This window comes from Chryseobacterium sp. MYb328, assembly GCF_037572595.1.
Taxonomy (GTDB): domain Bacteria; phylum Bacteroidota; class Bacteroidia; order Flavobacteriales; family Weeksellaceae; genus Chryseobacterium; species Chryseobacterium pennae.
Genome location: NZ_JBBGZQ010000037.1, coordinates 1 through 20,429, shown reverse-complemented (window position 1 = coordinate 20,429; position 20,429 = coordinate 1). Strand labels below are relative to the sequence as shown.

The 20,429-nt window shown below is 36.8% G+C and carries 20 protein-coding genes; 11 read left to right on the top strand and 9 right to left on the bottom strand.

Features of this window, described 5'->3' with window-relative positions:
* Positions 1-16 precede the first annotated feature (16 nt).
* The 5 genes from WH267_RS23950 to WH267_RS23930 all read left to right on the top strand — a co-directional run bounded on the left by WH267_RS23950 (position 17) and on the right by WH267_RS23930 (position 6,356).
* On the top strand, positions 17-973 hold the full coding sequence (locus WH267_RS23950; RefSeq protein WP_340011478.1) for an MvdC/MvdD family ATP grasp protein: 957 nt from the start codon (positions 17-19) through the stop codon (positions 971-973).
* Positions 966-1,970 (top strand): MvdD family ATP-grasp ribosomal peptide maturase, encoded by a 1,005-nt coding sequence (locus tag WH267_RS23945; RefSeq protein WP_340011476.1) that lies wholly within the window; start codon positions 966-968, stop codon positions 1,968-1,970. The genes WH267_RS23950 and WH267_RS23945 overlap by 8 nt, the downstream gene beginning before the upstream one ends.
* Before the next feature lie 423 nt (positions 1,971-2,393).
* Positions 2,394-3,407, top strand: a complete 1,014-nt coding sequence (locus tag WH267_RS23940; protein ID WP_340011475.1) for an NAD-dependent epimerase/dehydratase family protein — start codon at positions 2,394-2,396, stop codon at positions 3,405-3,407.
* Complete coding sequence (locus WH267_RS23935; protein ID WP_340011474.1) at positions 3,404-5,173, top strand: AMP-dependent synthetase/ligase; 1,770 nt, start codon at positions 3,404-3,406, stop codon at positions 5,171-5,173. Before WH267_RS23940 ends, WH267_RS23935 begins: the two co-directional genes overlap by 4 nt.
* 127 nt (positions 5,174-5,300) lie before the next feature.
* Positions 5,301-6,356: a diphosphomevalonate/mevalonate 3,5-bisphosphate decarboxylase family protein gene (locus WH267_RS23930; protein WP_340011472.1), complete on the top strand. Its 1,056-nt coding sequence runs from the start codon at positions 5,301-5,303 to the stop codon at positions 6,354-6,356.
* 44 nt (positions 6,357-6,400) lie between these two features.
* On the opposite strand, the gene WH267_RS23925 is transcribed toward WH267_RS23930, so the two are convergent.
* A complete protein-coding gene (locus WH267_RS23925; protein ID WP_340011470.1) occupies positions 6,401-7,483 on the bottom strand; it encodes an endonuclease/exonuclease/phosphatase family protein in 1,083 nt (360 codons plus the stop codon).
* A 110-nt stretch (positions 7,484-7,593) separates the two neighbouring features.
* Between WH267_RS23925 and WH267_RS23920 the strand changes: the two genes are divergently transcribed.
* Positions 7,594-8,034 carry a nuclear transport factor 2 family protein gene (locus tag WH267_RS23920; protein WP_340011469.1) on the top strand — a complete coding sequence of 147 codons (441 nt, stop codon included), beginning with the start codon at positions 7,594-7,596 and terminating at the stop codon, positions 8,032-8,034.
* Positions 8,035-8,068: 34 nt separating this feature from the next.
* Positions 8,069-8,446 carry an SMU1112c/YaeR family gloxylase I-like metalloprotein gene (gene gloA2, locus WH267_RS23915; protein ID WP_340011468.1) on the top strand — a complete coding sequence of 126 codons (378 nt, stop codon included), beginning with the start codon at positions 8,069-8,071 and terminating at the stop codon, positions 8,444-8,446.
* Here the strand turns inward: gloA2 and WH267_RS23910 are convergent, their stop codons facing one another.
* Together WH267_RS23910 and WH267_RS23905 are read right to left on the bottom strand one after the other, a co-directional pair.
* Positions 8,447-8,830 (bottom strand): DUF1634 domain-containing protein, encoded by a 384-nt coding sequence (locus tag WH267_RS23910; protein WP_115973211.1) that lies wholly within the window; start codon positions 8,828-8,830, stop codon positions 8,447-8,449.
* Complete coding sequence (locus WH267_RS23905; RefSeq protein ID WP_123318315.1) at positions 8,830-9,660, bottom strand: sulfite exporter TauE/SafE family protein; 831 nt, start codon at positions 9,658-9,660, stop codon at positions 8,830-8,832. Before WH267_RS23905 ends, WH267_RS23910 begins: the two co-directional genes overlap by 1 nt.
* A gap of 97 nt (positions 9,661-9,757) precedes the next feature.
* On the opposite strand from WH267_RS23905, the gene WH267_RS23900 reads away from it, so the two are divergent.
* Together WH267_RS23900 and WH267_RS23895 are read left to right on the top strand one after the other, a co-directional pair.
* Positions 9,758-10,309 carry a DUF1543 domain-containing protein gene (locus WH267_RS23900; RefSeq protein ID WP_340011465.1) on the top strand — a complete coding sequence of 184 codons (552 nt, stop codon included), beginning with the start codon at positions 9,758-9,760 and terminating at the stop codon, positions 10,307-10,309.
* Between the two features lie 24 nt (positions 10,310-10,333).
* Positions 10,334-11,446, top strand: coding sequence for a 5-(carboxyamino)imidazole ribonucleotide synthase (locus WH267_RS23895; protein WP_115973213.1), 1,113 nt, complete (start codon positions 10,334-10,336; stop codon positions 11,444-11,446).
* A 73-nt stretch (positions 11,447-11,519) separates the two neighbouring features.
* Here the strand turns inward: WH267_RS23895 and WH267_RS23890 are convergent, their stop codons facing one another.
* The 4 genes from WH267_RS23890 to WH267_RS23875 all read right to left on the bottom strand — a co-directional run bounded on the left by WH267_RS23890 (position 11,520) and on the right by WH267_RS23875 (position 15,854).
* Complete coding sequence (locus WH267_RS23890) at positions 11,520-12,221, bottom strand: SH3 domain-containing protein (protein ID WP_123318317.1); 702 nt, start codon at positions 12,219-12,221, stop codon at positions 11,520-11,522.
* 88 nt (positions 12,222-12,309) lie between these two features.
* On the bottom strand, positions 12,310-12,981 hold the full coding sequence (locus tag WH267_RS23885) for an SH3 domain-containing protein (protein ID WP_115973215.1): 672 nt from the start codon (positions 12,979-12,981) through the stop codon (positions 12,310-12,312).
* A gap of 179 nt (positions 12,982-13,160) precedes the next feature.
* A complete protein-coding gene (locus tag WH267_RS23880) occupies positions 13,161-15,284 on the bottom strand; it encodes a cation:proton antiporter (RefSeq protein WP_115973216.1) in 2,124 nt (707 codons plus the stop codon).
* A 6-nt stretch (positions 15,285-15,290) separates the two neighbouring features.
* On the bottom strand, positions 15,291-15,854 hold the full coding sequence (locus WH267_RS23875) for a hypothetical protein (RefSeq protein WP_115973217.1): 564 nt from the start codon (positions 15,852-15,854) through the stop codon (positions 15,291-15,293).
* A gap of 150 nt (positions 15,855-16,004) precedes the next feature.
* Here WH267_RS23875 and WH267_RS23870 point away from each other — a divergent pair, with 150 nt between their 5' ends.
* The gene (locus WH267_RS23870) at positions 16,005-16,925 is read left to right on the top strand and encodes an alpha/beta hydrolase (protein WP_340011462.1); all 921 of its coding nucleotides are present in this window, start codon (positions 16,005-16,007) and stop codon (positions 16,923-16,925) included.
* Between the two features lie 79 nt (positions 16,926-17,004).
* On the opposite strand, the gene WH267_RS23865 is transcribed toward WH267_RS23870, so the two are convergent.
* Positions 17,005-17,913 carry a DMT family transporter gene (locus WH267_RS23865; protein ID WP_115973219.1) on the bottom strand — a complete coding sequence of 303 codons (909 nt, stop codon included), beginning with the start codon at positions 17,911-17,913 and terminating at the stop codon, positions 17,005-17,007.
* A 255-nt stretch (positions 17,914-18,168) separates the two neighbouring features.
* On the opposite strand from WH267_RS23865, the gene purE reads away from it, so the two are divergent.
* A complete protein-coding gene (purE, locus tag WH267_RS23860; protein WP_123318322.1) occupies positions 18,169-18,672 on the top strand; it encodes a 5-(carboxyamino)imidazole ribonucleotide mutase in 504 nt (167 codons plus the stop codon).
* A 52-nt stretch (positions 18,673-18,724) separates the two neighbouring features.
* Here the strand turns inward: purE and WH267_RS23855 are convergent.
* On the bottom strand, positions 18,725-20,429 hold a 1,705-nt coding region (locus WH267_RS23855), incomplete at its 5' end, for a BspA family leucine-rich repeat surface protein (RefSeq protein WP_340011460.1).

Genomic DNA, 20,429 nt, shown 5'->3' with positions numbered 1-20,429 from the left:
TTAATAAAACCGGCAAATGATTCTCTGTATTACCCACTCACAGGATTTTTATACCATTGATCATTTTTTTCAATATCTTTCTTCTAAAAATATTCCCTATTTCAGACTGAATTCCGATCAGCTGAACCATTTTCAGAAGATCAGTATCAGCGAGAACTCATTTGAGATCACTGATGAGTATGGAACAACAATACATTCCGATGCGATTAAAGGAGTATGGCACAGAAAGGCATGGCGCATACAGGTGCCTGACGAACTGGATCAGGAGTATGAAAAGATATTTCTGAATGAGTATACAAATCTCCGTTACAACCTGTTTACCCAACTGGAGCATCTTCCCTGGATCAACCCCTATGAGAATGAAAAGAAAATTGACGGCAATAAAATGCTTCAGCTGCAATTAGCTAAACGAAATAATCTGATTATTCCTCCAACTCTTTTTTCCAATGATGAAGAGAAGGTAAAGGCTTTTTTTGATCAGCACTGTTCAGGAAAAGCTATTGCCAAGCTTCATAGTGTAATCAGGAAAACAATGAGTGGTGAAGGATTGGTCTCCACAATGATTATTGAGGAGGAAACATTGGAAAATCTTTCAGATATAGTTTATTGTCCCATGATTTTTCAGCCTTATATTGATAAAGAATATGAATTGAGAATCATGTATATAGACGGAATTTTCTTCACAGGTAAGATCAATAACAGTCAGAATGCGGACTGGAGAGTAAGGCATAAAGACTATTCCTGGTCAGCTTATGAACTGCCTGACTCTGTCAAAGCAAATCTCACCTCTATGATGCAAGAAATGGGACTTTATACCGGAGCTATTGATATGATCCGTGGAAAAGATGGGAAATATTACTTTCTGGAAGTCAATCCACAAGGAGAGTGGGGAATGCTTCAAAAAGAACTTGGGTTTCCCATAGCAGAAAGAATTGCCGACAATCTTATTAAAAGAATCAATTTCCATGAATAAAATTTTAATTATAACACATACTGCAGATAATTTTTCAATTGAAAAAGTAACAGAATACATTCAGGATAACAATTGTGAGGTTATCCGTTTTGATGTTGATTTATATCCTTTACAGAATAAATTATCAACGGTCTTCCAGGATGGAGAATGGAAGACCTTCCTGGAAACCTCTGAAAAAAAATATCGACTGGATGATATTTCTGCAGTCTGGTACCGCCGAGCTTATAATATCGGTAAAGGTTTAAAGGAGGAACTGGATGCCAAATTTTTTGGGGCAGCTATGGGAGAAATCAGAAATACATTATTTGGATTTCTTGAATCTGTAGATGCCTATTCATTAGGGAAGCCCAGTGTTTACAGAAGGCTAGACAGTAAAGAAGAACAGTTGAAGCTCGCTCATAAAATAGGTCTTTTGATTCCCGAAACATGTTTGACCAATAATCCCAAAGAAGCAAAACAGTTTATTCTGAAACATCAGAACGTGGTTGCCAAAATGCAGACCGGTTTTGCAATCTATGAAGATGGGGTGGAAAATGTTGTGTTTACCAATGTTGTGAGTGAAGATAAACTTGAAGAGCTGGATACGCTTCTGTATTGCCCGATGCAGTTTCAGAAAATGATCCAGAAGAAAAAAGAACTTCGTGTTACCATTGTAGGAAGAGATGTTTATGCCTTTGAAGTAGATTCCCAACAGTTTGAAGATTCCAAGGTCGACTGGAGAAAAGATGGTGTTAATCTGCTTGATAAATGGACGCAGACAACATTACCGGAGGATGTTAAAGAAAAACTTCTGGAACTCCTGGATATTTACAATGTTGATTATGGGGCAATAGACATTATTGTTTCTCCCGAAGATGAATATTATTTCATAGAAATCAATGCTGCAGGAGAATTCTTCTGGCTGGATAACCTTACTGAAGGCAATCTGATCTCCAGAAGTATTGCAGATGTCTTATGTGATAAGGCTCCGAGAAGAGATAATATCGTGATGGTTTAATTTAAAATGATTAATTTTTTATATAGTAGTCCTGGAAGTTTTTTGAATGCTTTCGGGACTTTTTATGTAATGTTGTATGTTTTTTAAATGATGTTTCTTGAACCGAAGCATCCATTACCAAACCACAGAATCGGAGGGTTTCATAAAGTTTAAATAAATTTCTCATACATAAGGCAGCTAACTTTAAAATCTAAAATGGTCAAAAAAAAATGTATCCTTTATGGTTAAAACAACAAGGTTTTTCTTTTTTGTTTCAGGTTTTGTGATTTCGAGAATGATAATATTGGTTAAATAAACTTGAATTTTGCTTTAAAAATCGCAAATTTGCAAAAGCAGTTTTTTAAGGAACTTTTACCGGAACCTGAAGAATTGCCGGATAGAAAATATTGTCATATTTTAGTCAGCAATCAAGCAACATAATTAATGGTTTTTGTAACGGGTGCAACCGGAATTCTGGGAAGAATAATCGTGCTGGAACTTCTTAAAAGAGGTAAAAATGTACGTGCTTCCAAAAGACCGGGCAGCAATTTAAACGAAGTAAGGCATTCATACAGCTTTTATACGGAGAATCCAGATGATTTTTTCAATAAGATTGAATGGATCAATGTGGATTTTGATGATATTGATTCTTTAAAAGATGCATTGAAAGGGGTAGATGAGGTCTATCACTGTGCTGCAAAAGTAAGTTTTCATCCCAAAGATGAAAAAGAAATGTACCATACCAATATTAAAGGTACAGAAAACTTATTGTTTGCCTGTGAAGGATCAGATGTTAAAAAATTCCTGCATGTAAGCTCTGTAGCTGTTTTAGATAACTATAATGAAAAAGGAGAGCTGGATGAAGATTCTGATTTTAATCCGAAACTGGAGCATTCTGCCTATGCCATTTCCAAACACTTATCCGAAATGGAAGCCTGGAGAGCCTCTGCTGAAGGTTTGAATGTAATCATCATCAATCCCGGAATGATCGTAGGAAGCGGAAACTGGACCCAAAGCAGTGGTGAGCTTTTTTCAACCTTTGAAGATAACAGTTTTACTTTTGCTGGCGGATCTGCTTATGTAGATGTGAGGGATGTTGCTAAAACAGCCATTGAGCTGATGGAAAACAACATTTTTGGAGAACGCTTTATCATCGTTTCTGAAAATAACAGATATGCAGATCTGGCTAAACAGATCAGAACCAGGCTAGGTCTTAAAGATGCCCGAATTCTTACAAGGTCTCAATTAAATATAGGTAAATGGGCCAATACGCTGTTCGGATGGCTGATTCCAAAGCTGAAAATGGCTACAGAATCAAATATAGAAGCAATATCTTCATTCAACACCATTTCCAATCACAAAGTCAGGGAAAAACTGAATTATCAGTTTATTCCGATAAAAGAAAGCATAGACTTTCACCTGAACAATTATATTAACGACAAAAAGCTGAAGAAATGAATCTTGCAGAGGCAATAATCCTTAAAAATGTAGAAAAGCATCCTATAAAAGCGGCGATCGGCTTTAAAAAGAAAGAAGGAACCTGGAAAGAGCTAAGCTGGAAAAAATTCAGTGAAATTGTTTTTAAAACAGCCAATGCATTAAAGGAAGCAGGAGTTCAGGAAAACGATAAAGTAGCAATCTATTCAGATAATTCATCAGAATGGATGATTATGGATCTGGCTGCAATGGCTATGGGAGCGGTTACCGTTCCTATTTATTCTACCAATAACGCTGAGCAGGCAGAATATATTATTAAAGATTCCGGAGCTAAGGTGGTATTAGTTGGAAATCAGATACAGTATGATGCGTGTCTGGGGCTTTTAGATAAAGAAGACAACCATCTTGAAACTATTATTATTTCTAAAAAAGCAGTTTGGATCAAAAAAGAACTCAACAGTTTTTATCTTGAGGATTTTATAGCAAAATCTTCTTCGGAACTTGAGATCTGTAAAAAAGAATATGATGATACAGCCACACTGATCTATACTTCCGGAACTACCGGAACACCAAAAGGAGTAATGCTTACCCACGGAAATTTTATCAAGGCATTTGATTCTCACTTTGAATTTTTTAAATTTAAAAACTTTGAAGATGAGCTGTCACTCGCATTCTTACCTCTAAGTCACGTTTTTGAAAGAAGCTGGAGCTTACTATGTCTTTATGGAGGAGCAAGAGTCTATTTTCTTGAAGATCCGAAAAACGTAGCCAAAGCATTGGAAGAAGTAAAACCTACTACAATGTGTGCCGTACCGAGATTTTTTCAGAAAGTATATGCCGGAGTGCTGGAAAAGGCAGAAGAAGGCTCACCACTGAAAAAGAAGATCTTTGACTGGGCTTTAAAAACAGGATGGGAAACTGCAGAATTAAGAAGAAACGAAAGACCTGTTCCTTTTGGATTAAAGCTAAAAGAATCTGTTGCAGATATGCTGGTATTCAGTAAGATCAAGAATAAAATGGGTGGGAGACTTTGGTTTTTACCTTGTGGAGGAGCCTCTTTATCCCCTGAAGTAACCAGATTCTTTGAATCAGTGGGTATTCATGTTACTGTTGGATATGGCTTAACGGAAACAACTGCTACTTTGACCCTTTTTCCTTTAACGCACTTTGAACATGCTACAAGTGGGAAACCATTGCCAGGTGTAGAAATCCGTATTGGAGAAAGCGATGAAATCCAGGCCAGAGGAAACGGAATCATGAAAGGGTATTATAACAGACCTGAAGAAACCGAAAAAGTATTTACAGAAGACGGTTGGTTTAAAACAGGAGATGCAGGTAAAATGGATGATAAAGGAAATCTTATCATTACAGACAGGCTTAAAGACCTGATGAAAACTTCCAATGGAAAATACATTGCGCCACAACAGATTGAAAACCTTCTGACGAATAATAATTTCATTCAGCAGATCATGCTGGTTGCAGAAGGAAGACAGTTTGTTTCTGCTTTAATTGTTCCGAATTTTGAATTTTTACAGGAGTATATTAAAAAGAATAATATTCCTTTTACCAACTGGGAGGAGGTTGTAAAAAATGAAAAAATAATCCACCTTTATAAAGAAAAAGTCAAGGAGCTGCAACATGAGCTTGCCGATTATGAGAAAGTGAAGAAATTTACGCTGATGCCGGCAGAATTTGACATCAATACCGGAGAAATCACTCCAACATTGAAAGTAAAAAGAAATGTAGTTCTTAAAAAATATGCAGATATTATAGAGAAGATGTATTAATCGATTTGTAAACCACAAGTCGCTTAAGTTTTGTAAAATCTTTGATTTTCACGGCTATTAGAATTGAAGACGTGAAAATTCTCCTCCTCTGGTGGGGTGGTCAAGTCTCAATCACTTAAATTAAACTATGACAATACAATTTATAGGAAAAGAAAATTTCACCATTCATACACAAACGGTTTCAGAAAGCTGTCCGTCTAATATTGCTTTGATTAAATATTGGGGGAAATATGACAATCAGATTCCTGCCAATCCAAGTATCAGTTATACTTTAAATCATTGTAAAACGAATACCAGCATGGAGTTCTTGGCAGATGAACCGTTTTCTGTACAAACATTCTTGTCAGGAAATGAAGAAGTGAAGTTTGCTGAAAAAATTGAAAAATATTTCAGAAATATTGAACAATACCTTCCGTGGATTCTGAAAGGAAAATATATCATCAGAACAGAAAATACATTTCCACACAGTTCAGGAATTGCAAGCTCAGCTTCAGGATTTGGAGCTATTGCCAAATGTCTGATGACATTGGATGAAACGTCCACAGGAAAAATTTCAGAAGAAGAATCTCTGAGAAAAGCTTCATTTTTAGCCAGATTAGGAAGCGGAAGTGCATGCAGAAGTTTATACAACGGATTAATCGTTTGGGGAGAAACAGAAGAGGTTCAGGGAAGTTCTGATCTCTTTGCTGTACCTTATCCGGATGCTGAAATTCATGAAGTATTCAAGAGTTTCAATGACTGGGTTCTGTTGATCCACGAAGGACAGAAAAGTGTGTCTTCAACGGTAGGACATGGTTTGATGAAGACCAATTCTTATGCAGAAAGAAGATTCCAGGAAGCGAGGGAAAACTTTGTTCCAATGAAGGAAATTCTGAAAAGTGGAGATATGGAACGCTTTATCAAATTGGTAGAACATGAAGCACTTACTCTTCACGCAATGATGATGATGAGTGATCCGGCTTTTATCCTGATGAAGACCGGTACATTAGAGGTTATCAATAAAATCTGGGATTTCAGAAGAGAAACGGAACTTCCGTTGTTCTTTACGCTGGATGCAGGTGCCAATGTACACCTCTTGTTCCCAAGTGATGCTTCTGAAGAACAGATCAAAACATTTATAGAAACTGAACTATTACAACATACCCAGAAGAATGGAGTGGTGAAGGATGTGATGAGGTTTTAATAAAATAATATGAAAAGTGGGTTTACAAGCCCACTTTTTTATGTTTAATCTTCGGTAACAACAGCTTCCCGGTTTCCGTCCTCCTGTTTTCCTTCTTCTATCATGATTTCCGCTTCTGCCTTTTCTTCTGAAGTTGCTGTTTCTATAAGTTCTGCCTGCTGCTCATTGTGATGATCTATGAAAAACTCACAGTATACCGGAAGATGGTCCGAACCAAAATTTTCTAATGTCTTCAGTTGTTTAATGAAAATATCTTCGCTGTGAAACATCAGATCTATAGGAAATCTTAAAAAGCGGTACTTTGCATGAAATGTAGAAACAAAAGAATGTCCCACTCTAGGATCTATAAGATGGCTTGTTTTCCTGAAAAGTACAGACGATTTTGACCATGCAACATTATTGAAGTCTCCCACTACAATAACCGGTTTTTTAATATCTTTTACACGTTTGGCAGTGCTTAGAAGGTCACCATCTCTTTCCTTAGAAGTTTCTTCCTCTGTAGGGCTCGGCGGCGGCGGATGAACCCCAAAGAAAATAAAGGAAAAACCATCAGCTGTTTCCATATGTACCTCAATACTGGGAATATCATCTGCTACAAAATAATGAGTTTTGGCTTCCTTAATTTCAATTCTGGAATAGAAATGCATTCCGTAAGTATTTTCAAGAGTTACCTTGTGCTGATAGGGGTATTCTTTTTCCAGACTCCTCATTGCTTTTTCCCAATCGCTATTGCTTTCCATAGTCATGAAAAAATCAGGATCATACTTTTCAATAAGATTAGAAAATCTTTCATATTCCTTATTGAACTGATAAACATTAGCTGAAACAAAATGGAGCTTTCCGGAGGACTTGTGACGTTGCCTGTGCTTTTTTACAGGATAGAGGCGTGTATATTTGATGAGAGTATGGCTATGGTAAACAAACAGAACAAGCAGAACGCCCTGATAGTACCATAAATGCTTTGTAGAATCAATTATAAGCCCTAATAAAAACGTGAAAAATATAAAATAAGTGATCTGTATTTTAGCAAATTCGGGAACCCGGAATATCCAGTGAGAATGCTGAATTCTGGGTAATATAGTCAAGACCAGTAAAAGTATGGCCAGAGTCATATAAATAATCCACATATGAAAAATCTTTGTCTGAAATAATTTTTTACAATTTAAGAAAATGAGTTTTAAAAATCTCATAATCAATTTAAATTTTATTTTACCTATTTTTATTTAAAATTATCCCTATGAACAAAATAGCCGCAATTATTCTCCTGTTCAGTGGCTTCTGTTTCGGACAGCAGAATCAGGAAGTAGAAAAACCTATTCATAATCTTTTTCTGGCTATGAAAAATGCAGATCCGGAACTTATGAAAACTGTTTTTGCAGAAAATGCCATTCTGCAGACGGTTACAAAAGAAGGAACTGTAAAAACAGACAGTATTCAGGATTTTGTAACTTCTGTTTCCAGGTTCGCAAAAGGTGACCTTGAGGAAAAAATTGTTGTAGAAGCTATTCACATGGATGGAAATCTGGCAAGTGTCTTCACTCCTTATTCCTTTTATTTGAAAGGGGTATTTTCCCATTGTGGAGCCAACAGTTTTCAATTGGTGAAACAGAATAATGAATGGAAAATTCAGTATATTATTGATACCAGAAGAAAAGATAAGTGCAGGGAAATAAAATAAAGAAGGTTTAATGATTCAGGAAATTAAAAATAAAATGAAAATTCATCATATAGCTATTATTGGCTCAGACTACGAAATATCAAAGAAGTTTTATACAGAAATTATAGGTTTACAGATTGTCCGTGAGGTGTATCGTGAAGAAAGGCTGTCTTATAAATTAGATCTGGCGATAGGAGATCATTATGTGATTGAGTTGTTCTCTTTTCCTAACCCTCCTGCCAGACCCTCCCGTCCTGAAGCATGTGGTTTAAGACATCTTGCTTTTTCCGTTGAAAATGTTACCGAAAAACGAAACGAACTGATAGGGAAGGGGCTCGATTGTGAAGAGATCCGCATCGATGAGTTCACAGGAAAAGAATTTTTCTTTACCCAGGATCCGGACCGGTTGCCGATAGAGTTTTATGAAATGTAATTAGTGTGCGTACCCTGCAAAGAAACTCACTGCCATAATCGCTAAAACAACAGAGGAAATGAAGACATATACATAATCTTTTTCCTTCAAATAACCTATTAACGCGAAGATAATTCTCATCAGGGGAGTGAAGATCAGTAAAAGGATGCCCAGCTGAATAATAGCCATTCCTTCTCCCTTGCATAATGAGTTCCAAAAGTGACTCCATACTTTATCTGAAGAAGTAGCTACAGCAAGACTCGTGTATTTTTTAGGCATTTCAAAGCCTTCGGTAAACAGTTTGATGAAACCGATCAGGGAAGTAGCCACAGACAGAATTACACCCAGCCTCAGAAGATTTCCTACGGAACGGTTCAGATCTACATCTGTAAAATTCTTTTTCATTACCTGAAGCTTTTGTTGATACCGTTATACATCATATACACTGAAAGGATGGTAATCACAATAGCGAAAAATACTTTTAACTTTTTCGTTTTGGAAACCATAAGGGTTTTAGAACCTATAAAACTTCCTATTACCACTCCAATCAGTACGGGAGCAGCAATTACAGGGATAATTTCTCCTCTCTGGAAGTAGATCAGTGCACTGGCAACAGCCGTTACTCCAATCATAAAATTACTGGTTGTTGTGGAAACTTTGAAAGGTAATTTCATCATATTATCCATTGCCAAAACCTTTAATGCTCCAGAGCCAATTCCTAAAAGCCCGGACATCGCTCCTGCAAACATCATCATCAAAAATCCTGGAACCGTATTTCTTGCAGAGTAGTTTTTCAGTATTCCTTTATCCGGAAATGTTCCGTAAAGCTTAAGTTTTTCTTCAAGGCTGCCATGAATCAGAGGTTCCTGATGATCAGGCTTTCCTTTTAGATTTAAAATAACGGTCAAAAGCAGGATACTGGCGAAAATAATTCCAATTGTATTCGGATTAAGCATTCCCGAAACCAAAGCACCTACAATAGCACCGGCAGTAGTGGCAATTTCAAGAAACATCCCAATTCTCATATTGGTAAAGCCCTCTTTTACAAAAGCAACTGCTGCGCCCGAAGAAGTTCCGATCACAGAAATAAGAGAAGCCCCGATAGCATAATGCATTGGAACGCCGAACCCCAGCGTTAATAAAGGAATAATGATAACTCCTCCTCCAAGCCCTGTAAGTGAACCTAAAAGGCCCGCAGAAATGGCGCCAAAGAAGAGTATGATGATTTCTGACATACTACAATTAATGTTACAAATATAAAATTATTGTAGTAGTCTGCCAAACATTTGAAAAAGATAAATTTAACGTATTTTTGTATGCATGAAAAATGAGATGAAATTATTTTATGTCATTCTTGGGGCCACTCCCAAAGGACGAAATATTGAACAGCACGATGTGTTTTTCGGAATAGCGGAAAACCTTAAGGATCTGGTTCCTGATATGAAAGCATTCTGGAAGGAAGCGGAAGGTAAAATCCATTTAGACTGCTATCAGGAAGTGAAATTTGCTGATGGTTATGAAGTGAAGATCGTTGAAAAAGGTGAAAACACCTCAGAAGATCAGTTGTTCTTCCTTAATTTGGGAGGCTATAAACCTGGTTTTTTTGAAGAATTTCATGAGCAGCATCTGATGGTAGGGCAATCAATGGGAGAGATTGTAAAGAGAGCAAAAGCTACGGAGTTCTATAAAACAATGGGATTTGAAGGAGCAGTAAGCCATATTGATGACAAACATGGAGTGGATATTGATGACATCTTTAATGTCAATGATATTCTTCCGGCAGCTATGAAAGATAAATATTCTATTGTCCTTGTAAGGTCTGATGCTGAAAATCAGGAAAACCCTATGGGACTGGGATATTTAAAAATTGATAAAATTCAATAAGCGTAAATCTAATAAAAATAAAAAATGAAAATAGGAATTCTGGGAGGCGGACAGCTGGGAAGAATGTTGATACAAAGTGCTTTGAAGTATGATGATGAGTTTTATACTCTGGATCCGGCTTCTGATGCACCATGCCACAATATCTCATATTTTACACAGGGAAATTTCAATGATTATGAAACCGTACTGAATTTTGGAAAAGATAAGGATGTGGTGACCATTGAAATAGAACACGTAAATGCAGAGGCTCTGGCCGAACTTGAAAAGCAGGGTGTGAGAGTGGTTCCCAATGCAAGTATCATCAAAACGATTCAGCAGAAGATCCTTCAGAAAGAATTTTATAAAGTTAATGATATCCCAAGCCCGGAATTTCAGGTGGTATGGAACAGTGATGAAAAAATCATGATGTCTTTGCCGTTTGTTCAGAAGATGAATACAGGCGGATATGATGGAAAAGGAGTACAGGTGATCAAAACTGAAGATGATTATCAGCATTTATGGAAAGAAGCTTCAGTGATTGAAAGTCTGGTAGATATTGATAAGGAGCTTTCCGTAATCGTTGCCAGAAATGAAAAAGGAGAAACGAATACTTTCCCGGTGACAGAAATGGTGGCTGATCCTAAGCTTAATCTTTTGGATTTTAATGTCTGCCCGGTTCTTCTGACTGAAGATGTTCAGAACCAGATCGATATTATTACAGAGAAGTTTTTAAATGCGGTAAATTCCCCAGGACTTTTTGCCATCGAATTATTCCTGGATAAAGAAGGAAAAGTATGGGTGAATGAAACAGCTCCTAGACTCCACAATTCTGGACACCAGAGCCAGGAAGGAAATACGAATTCACAGTTTGAGCAGATGTACCGTGTGGTAAAGAATCTTCCTTTGGCAGATACGGATGCTATTACCTACAGCGGAATGCTGAATCTGGTAGGAGCGGAAGGTTATGCCGGAAAGGTAGTATACGAAGGAATGGAAGACGTTCTGAAGTTACCGGAAACCTACGTTCACTTATACGGAAAAACAGAAACCAAACCTGGAAGAAAAATGGGACACATTAATGTTCTTGCAGATTGCAGAGAAGAGCTTATGGAAAAACTGGTGATGGTGAAGGGAATGGTGAGAGTGATTTCAGAATAACTTAAGCTTAAAATAATAAAAAAGGAGCCGTTTTAATTTTAAAATGGCTCTCTTTTTTATAGGTATCTTTTGTTTAAAAAGGTCTCTTTAAGATCCTTTCTTTATATACTCCTTTCACAATTTTAAAAAGGGCTACATAAGCTCCAGCACCATCGGAATTAATCATAGTGAGATATAATGTGTCATTTTTACGATCGTAATAACATGTTGTAAATTCATTACTGATATTAAAAAGGTTTTCAATTTCTTTATTAGGAATCTGAATTTTTTTATCCTTGACCTGAACGGTAATGGATTTATAGTGAGTTTTGGGAATGGTTCCGTCTGTTCCCCATATAAGGTTCCCTTTATACTTATCTTCTGTTTTTTGTCCGTTATAATTGGAGGAGGAAAAGAATTTTTTATTTTCCTTGTAATTGAACTTTTCGGAAATTATATCCACCTTAATATTTCCGGATTTGAAAATAGCTTTATTTTCATCTTTGGTTATAGGAAGAATGACCTCATAGGAATCTATAAGCTTAACTTTTGAACTATTGATATAACCAGCTGTTTTATCATCATAATAAACATTCAGCCAGTTTTTGTTGGCCTTGTCCATTTCAAAAGTATAAACAATCTCATCAGAGTTGATTTTTCCTGTGATCTTGCTTTTTGTATCCGGATTTTCTCTTAGGTTTACATAACCGTCTTTATCTACAATTTTAGCAAACTGAGCAAAAGAAAACTGGATGCTTACCATTGCTGTTAGAAGAAATATCTTTTTTGTTTTCAATGCTATTGTGTAATTTTAATTTAATAAAAAATAGTTTTATTTAACCTCATAGATAGGCTTGGAGACTAGTTGCTGTTGATAGTCAGGACTAAAACGGTATTTCCAGAGTTCTTCCTTTATATTCACCTTTTTCAATGGTAAAAAGAGCAACATATGTACCGGCACCTTCAGAATTTAGCATTGAGATGTATAAAGTATCATTTTCACGGTCATAATAACAGGTTGTAGATTTATTACTGACCTGAAACAGATTTTCAATATCCTTAGATGGAATCTGAATGGTTTTATCTCCAATTTGTGCGGAAATGGAAAGATAATGAGTCTTAGGAATAGTTCCGTCTAATCCCCATACCTGCTGTTCTTTATAGTAATCGCCATGTAGTGTTGAGGTAAAATCTTTTTCATTTTCCTTAAAATTAAATTTTCCGGAAGTGATATTTACTTTAATATTTCCTGATTTGAAAATCGCTTTGTTGGCATCACGCACTGTGGGTGGAACTTTTGGATAGGACTCTATATATTTCAATCGTGAGTTATGGATATACCCATTGCTTACATTAGCCCAATTCTTATTGGACGGATCCGACTCAAATACATATACGATCTCATCTGAATTGATCTTTCCAATGATGGTACTTTTTGCATCTGCATTTTCTCTTATATTAACATAGCCTTCCTGATCTACCACTTTTGCAAACTGGGCAAATGATAATTGTACACTTAAAGCTGCTGTTAAAAGGAATATCTTCTTTGTTTTCAATGAATTTTAATTTTGAACAAAAATAGGTAAAAAGGCTGGAAGCTTGAAGTGGAAAGCTGTGGAGGATTAATAAATAATCAAAATTTATCTATATAATTTTCCTTAAGATTGCTGCCAGTAATTTATCTGTTGATAAGTAACTTCCAGCCTCCTTCTTCCAGCTTCCAGCCTGTAATTTTTTATTTGAATATCTTCTGAATCACATTTCCGATCTCCACAAAATCTCCATGATTGCCTACAGAACGTATTTCAGGACTGTTTTTATCATATTCGGAGAATGGGAAGATCAGGAGGTAATTATTATCGTTAAGGTTTCTGTTCAGCAGCTCCGGGATAAGCCTCATACGAGGAATATAGGACTGCATTCCGCGTTTTGCCATTAAAATAATCAGAGCTTCATCATCCTTCAGTTGAGCTGCGGTTTTTTCTCCATCCTGCCAGGTATTCATAATGATGAATTCAGCTTCTATATTGGCCTTTTTAATGATTTTCTGAAGAATGTCCAGAATATTTTCAGGTGCATAAAAGGCAACCGTAGCTCCCGAATTCCTGGCGATGTTCCAAACCCTTAAAAGCGCATGGAAGAATCCTGCTTCCTTATGAGCATTTTCAGGAATCATTACAGCATATTTTTTAATGGTGGAAAGTGGCTGTGCCGCATGATACACCAATACGTTAACATCATCATTCTGAAGATACCCATTGTACAGATTGTAGACAAAAGATGGTGAAAAACCTTTCTCATCCTCCAGTCCGATGATCAGATCTGTAATTTTCTGTTCCTTGATGACGTTGTTGACACCATTGATAACATCATTGTCATATCTTTTAAGTGCCTGTAATTTGACATCTGCCGCTGCTGCTGTATCAGCCGCCTGGTGAAGAAGTTTCTCCGCATTCTTTACAGAAGACTCATTTTTATCTTCATTGATAACATTTAAGGCATATAAATCTTCCGTATTGGAATGTGCTTTAATCAGAATTCCAAGGTTTACCATTCTCTCTACAGTTTCTTCGTGATTGATGGCTAACAGGATATTTTCTTCCTCATGGCTGTCTCCGGAGACTGTATCTTCATTATCTGACTCAGCAATTTTCTGAGCGCTTGCCATGGAGATAAAAGATGAGATGGTACAGGAAATAAGGATCAATAGGATACTTCCGTTCAATACGTGCTCGTTCAATAATCTTACAGGTTCTCCTGTTTCTGTTTCAGAAAGGATAATGTTGTATCCTACCATTACAGAAGCTAATGTAGCAGCGGCAGATGCAGAACTCAGTCCAAAGATCAGTTTTCCTTCTTCTTTAGTCAGTCTGAACGTCTTTTGAGTTGCTATTGCAGAAAGATACTTCCCTCCGATAGATGCTACAAGCATGATTCCTGCTACTTCAATGGTTTCCCAGCTTTTGAAAAATACTTTGAAGTCGATCAGCATTCCTACACTGATCAGGAAGAAAGGGATAAAGATGGCATTTCCCACAAATTCAACTCTGTTCATCAGAGATGAGGTATGTGGAATAAGTCTGTTGAGTGCCAGCCCTGCAAAGAATGCTCCGATAATGGCTTCCACTCCGGCAAGTTCAGCAAGCATTGCTGCCAGATAGATCATCACCAGTACAAAAATATACTGTGAGATCTTATCATCCACTTTTTTGAAGAACCAACGTCCTATAATAGGGAAAACAATGAGTACAATTAATGCAAAAACAATGAATGACACAGATAGTTTAACCCAGAATTCCGTTCCTACATCACCTTGTGACATTCCGACGATAATGGCAAGAACCAATAAAGCCAGGATATCAGTAATCATAGTACCTCCCACGGTAATATTCACTGCTTTGTTTTTTGCAATTCCCAGCTTACTTACCAGCGGATAGGCAATCAGGGTATGAGAAGAGAAAAGACTCGCAAATAAGATGGATGTAAGCATTGAGAAATGAAGAATATAATATCCTCCCAAATAGCCCAATACAAAAGGCACAATAAAGGTATAAAGGCCGAAAGTGAGGCTTTTCCATTTGTTTTTCTTAAAATCTCCCATGTCGATCTCAAGTCCTGCGAGGAACATAATGTAGAGAAGCCCGGTAGTTCCGGTTACAACAATGCTGCTGTCTCTTGATAAAACATTAAATCCATTAGGACCGATAATAGCTCCGGCAATGATAAGGCCCAAGAGATGGGGAACTTTAATTTTATTTAATAATAAGGGAGCCGCAAGAATGATGATCAGTACCAACAGGAACTTCAGCACCGGATCCTCTATGGGAAGGCTCAGGTTGTGTATACTCAGTAAAATCATAGGTGTTTATTTGGTGGAACGTACTAATTCAACAGAGAACTTAGCGGTGCAGCCATCAGAAGTAATGGTTCTTGTCCCTTTGATCTTGTTGTCAGAAATATCATTAAGCAGAACGCTCATTTCTACATTTTTTTTAGCCGTGGAATCTGTTTTGAAAGAAAGTCTGATCTCATTATTCTCAAATTTACCGGAATACAGTCTTACCAGGTTGTTGTTATTGATGATCTTGGTGATAGGTTGGGTGGAATCATTATCAAATTCCCAAAGATCTGTACGCTGATCGCCTACCGCATAATCGCTGCAATTGGATTCTGTACAGATCACTTTTCCGTTCCATGGACCGGAGATCTCTGCGGGCCATGTAGCAATGACTACAGAATCTTTTTTAGCAAAAATACTGTCTCTCATTTTTAAAAGCGACTGGTATTCAGATTCTTTCTTCGCGAATGTTTTTTCTTTCTCTAATAATTGTTTTTCCCGGTCTGTAAGGCTCTTCTCCTTTTCCTTGTAATCACAGCTTACCAGGATCAAAGAGGCCGCAAGAAGTACAAAAAATGTGTTTTTTAGCATGTTGTATAGGTTGAGTATACAATATAAGAAAAATGAAGAGAATATAAAAACAAGGTTGGGCTGGATATGTTTTTTGTTATCTTTAATATATTGAAATGCAGTTTTATAGATTTATAACGTTTTTTTGATGAATACTCACATTTAAATTAAATGAAAAATATTCTGTTCTCTTTTTTTATTTTTTGTCATCTTATCTTAGGGAGGGATGATTTTGCTGTTAAAGGCCAATTGCCTTCTGTTGCCCTATGGAAAACGGTTCCGGATGGGCCAGGACCCCAGGGTGAGAATAAAATTTCTCAGAAAGGTTCTTTTACCAATATCAATGTTCCTAAATTAATTATACATCAACCTGCAATCCCTAATGGTATTGCTGTTTTGGTGATAAGTGGAGGAGGATATGCTCATATTGAATCTGGTTCCGAAGGTAATCCTACAGGAGTGTGGCTGAAATCACAGGGAATTACAGCTTTTGAATTGATATATAGACTGCCTGGGGAAGGCTGGATTACCAGATCAGTTCCTTTTCAGGATGCTCAACGGGCTTTACGAATCATCAGAAGTGATGCAGGAAAATATAAAATTGATCCTGATAAAATAGGTGTTCTAGGTTTTTCTGCTGGAGGTCATCTTGCAGGATATATTTCTTCTACTTTTGATACTATATATTATCCACCACAGGATGCCATTGATCATATTTCAGCAAAGCCAGATTTTACTGCTATGATTTATCCAGTGGTATCTATGCTTCCACCCAACAACAATACCCATTCTTTTAAATCTTTATTGGGAAAATCATCAGACACAAAAGACCAGATAAAATATTCTGTTGAAAAGCAGGTAACAGAGCGCACTCCAATCACCTTTCTGGCACAGTCTGAAGATGATCCTATTTCACCAGTAGAAAACAGTATTCTTATGTATCAGGCCTTGAAGGACCACAAAGTTCCTGCAGAATTACATTTGTTTCAATCCGGAGGCCATGGCTGGGGATTAGGTAAAAAAGATACCAATACCGGTGAATGGGCGAATTTGTTTTTAAACTGGTTAAAGATCAATGGAATCTACAAATAATGTATAGTTTGAACAATTGTAGAATTCTTACTGAAGCACATTGAGAAAGGACAAATTCATTTTCTTATACTAAACTATCTTATGGAGCTACCTTCTGTCTTCTGAACATCTCCGGTTTATAATTAATGATAAACACACCACAAATAATTAATGCAGCTGCAAGAATAAATTTGAAAGTTATCTGTTCATCCATAATCAGCCAGCCCAGAAATATGGCAATAATAGTGTTGATATAAGCCAATATGGAAACCTGCACGGGAGAAATTTTAGTTAAAGCATAATGAAATGCAAAAAATGCCGCTACAGAACCGAAAACAGACAGGTATAACATAGCTGAAATACTTTTTAACGTCCAGTTTCCAAAGTTATAATGCTCTGAGAAAACGAAAGCCAGGATAATCTGAACAATCCCTGCAAACAGGAACTGGTAAAATAAATTCAGGGTGATATTTCCGCTTTGAATATTCAGCTTCTTAGTGAAGATGGTTCCTGAAGCCCATCCTGAGATCGCACAAAAAAGGAAGATCATTCCCATCCTGTAGTCGGGGTTGGCAAGATCCTGTAAACCGTCCCAGAAAATAAAAAGGATTCCGCTGAAGCACAGCAAAACACCGAGAAAGGCACGGATGCTGAACTTTTGTAAACCAACAGCCACACTTCCTAAAAATACAAGAATAGGAGAACAGGCACTGATGAGTGATGCCAGACTGCTTGATACCGTTTCTTCAGCAACAGTCGTCATCCCATTGGCAATCACCAGCATCAAAGTAGCAAATACAATCTGATACCCCAAACTTTTCCAGCCAATCCATTTGAATTCATTTCTCGAAAGAAGAAGAATAAGCATAATTATTGATGCCAGAAACTGGCGGATTCCAGCTACAAACCAAGCAGGAATGGTTTCCACCGCAACACGGATCGCTAAAAATGTGGTTCCCCAGACAAAAGCTACGGTAAGAACAGCAAAAATAAGTTTATAATCTTTCAAAGTAAATGAAGTGTAACAAACAAATATAGGTGTTTCTTTGTGATCTGAATGGGTACAGTTGAGGAGATTTTTAATGATACAGATGGGAGAGAAGCTGGAGGCTGGAAGAGGGAAGTTATGGTAGACTTAATACCCATTGCAGTATAAAATGAATAGGGTATTATATTGTTCGGAAATAAACTTCCAGCCTCAACCTTCCTGACTTCCAGCTTAAATTTTAATTTTTTATCTTTGAACATCTAATAAAAATTGAAGATGGTAGGTATTATTATGGGCAGTCAGAGTGATCTGCCGATCATGGAACAGGCTGCAAATTTCCTAAAAAGTCTGGATATCCCTTATGAATTGACTGTAGTTTCAGCACACAGAACACCGGAAAGGATGTTCGATTATGCTAAGACCGCTCAGGAGAGAGGTCTTAAGGTGATTGTTGCAGGGGCAGGAGGGGCAGCTCATCTTCCGGGAATGGTAGCAAGCTGTACAACATTACCCGTGATCGGGGTTCCTATTTTGTCCAGTAATTCTATTGACGGATGGGATTCTGTTCTTTCAATCCTTCAGATGCCGGGCGGAATTCCGGTAGCAACGGTAGCGCTAAACGGAGCGTTGAATGCAGGGATTTTAGCAGCTAAAATTATTGGAAGCGGGAATGAAGAAGTTGCTGTAAAACTTCAAAAATATCAGGATTCTTTGAAAGATAAAGTATTGGGAACAGTAGAAGATATCAAATCGCAGCATCCTAATCATTTTGATAAATAATTAAGTTTAAACCAAATATAAAGCCTTACTGAAAAGTGAGGCTTTCTTTATTCTATTTTTTGATAAATTTTAAATTCTGGACAGTATCTTTTGACTGGAGTTGTAAAACGTAGTTGCCGGGAGTTAAAGTTTGGATATGAATGCATTCGTTTACAGGAATTCCTTTTAAAATAACTCTGCCAGCCAGATCAAGGATAGCATATTGCTCTGCATGGGTATTTTTTATATAGATTAAATCTGTAGCCGGATTGGGATAAATGCTTATTGTACTATCCGTTTTTATATCTGAGGTTCCAAGATGGGATTCACATTCCTGATTATAGGTATCTCCGGTAATGGTCCAGCCTTTATAATTCATCAGATAATCTCTTGCTGTAGCCGCTTGGGGAGTTGAGTAAACAAGAGAAGAAACCGGTGATATATTGACATTATTAGATATTGATTGATTTTGACTCCATCCATAAAGAGTGTTGTTGTAGTTTTGGCAGTTTATCGCAGTATTTGCAATAACATTGTTGGCTATTTGTAATGAATTGAGTTTCCAATTTCCTAAATCCTGATTGAAAGCTTTTGCATTATTAAGCATATTGGACATATTGGTTACTGAGCTTACATCCCATCCGCCAATATTTTGATTGAATTTTTTTGCACCGTTAAACATATTAGACATGTCTTTTACATTACTTATATTCCAGTTTGAAATATTAATGTTGAACTGCTCAGCCATAAAAAACATATCCCTCATCAATTTCACATTACCTGTGTTCCATGCACTGATGTCCTGGTTAAAGTTTGTTGCATATTGAAACATAGCATGCATATCAGTGACATTGGATGTATTCCAGTTTCCTATAGGTTGGTTAAATTGTCCGGCTCCTACAAACATCAGTTCCATTTGAAGATTATGTGACATATCCCAGGTACCGATAGGCTGATTAAATTCCAGAGCATAAAAAAACATTGAAGTTGTAGTCTTTACTTGAGAGGTATTCCAGTTTCCTATGGGCTGATTGAAATTTTGTGCCATGAGGAAGGTTGCCCCCATTGAAGTCACGTTGGAAGTATTCCAGTTCCCTATAGGTTGGTTAAATAAATAGCAGGCATTAAAAGTTCCTACTAAGGAGGTAACATGGGATATGTCCCAGTTATTGATGGTGGGATTCCCAACCAGATTATGACAGTTATAAAACATATTAGACATATCATTTACCTCAGAAAGATCAGGAGTGTCAGTTGCTGTAATATCCAGATTTTCGCAACGATTAAATGCATGCTGCATAGAATTCCACGTGATATTTCCCCATTGTTCAATATTTACTATTTTATATGAATCTCCTACGGTACCAAGAGTTTGGTTTCCGTTGATTATCTGAGAACTCATAAATTGTATTTGATCGAAATTTCCATTCCCATTACTTATTTTTACCCGATAAGTAGCATCTGAAGGAGTAGGATTTAATGGATGCCCAAAATCAATAAGTATCTGATAATCGGAAGATAGATTCAATATAGTGGCATTATGAGAAGGGTAGCCTATTTCTTCCCAATAGATATTATAGTTAGTTCCTTTTCCGGGAAACCAGATCTGATTTTCATTAGAATTATATGGAATTCCTATAGAAGAATATGAAGGAAGGCTTGGTTTCCAGACTGTGATAAACTCATTCTGAGCTTTTGCTATCTGAATGAATACAATAAAAAGAAAAAATAGTAAAAGTTTTTTGCTCATATCAGTATTTTGTGAAATAAATATATTT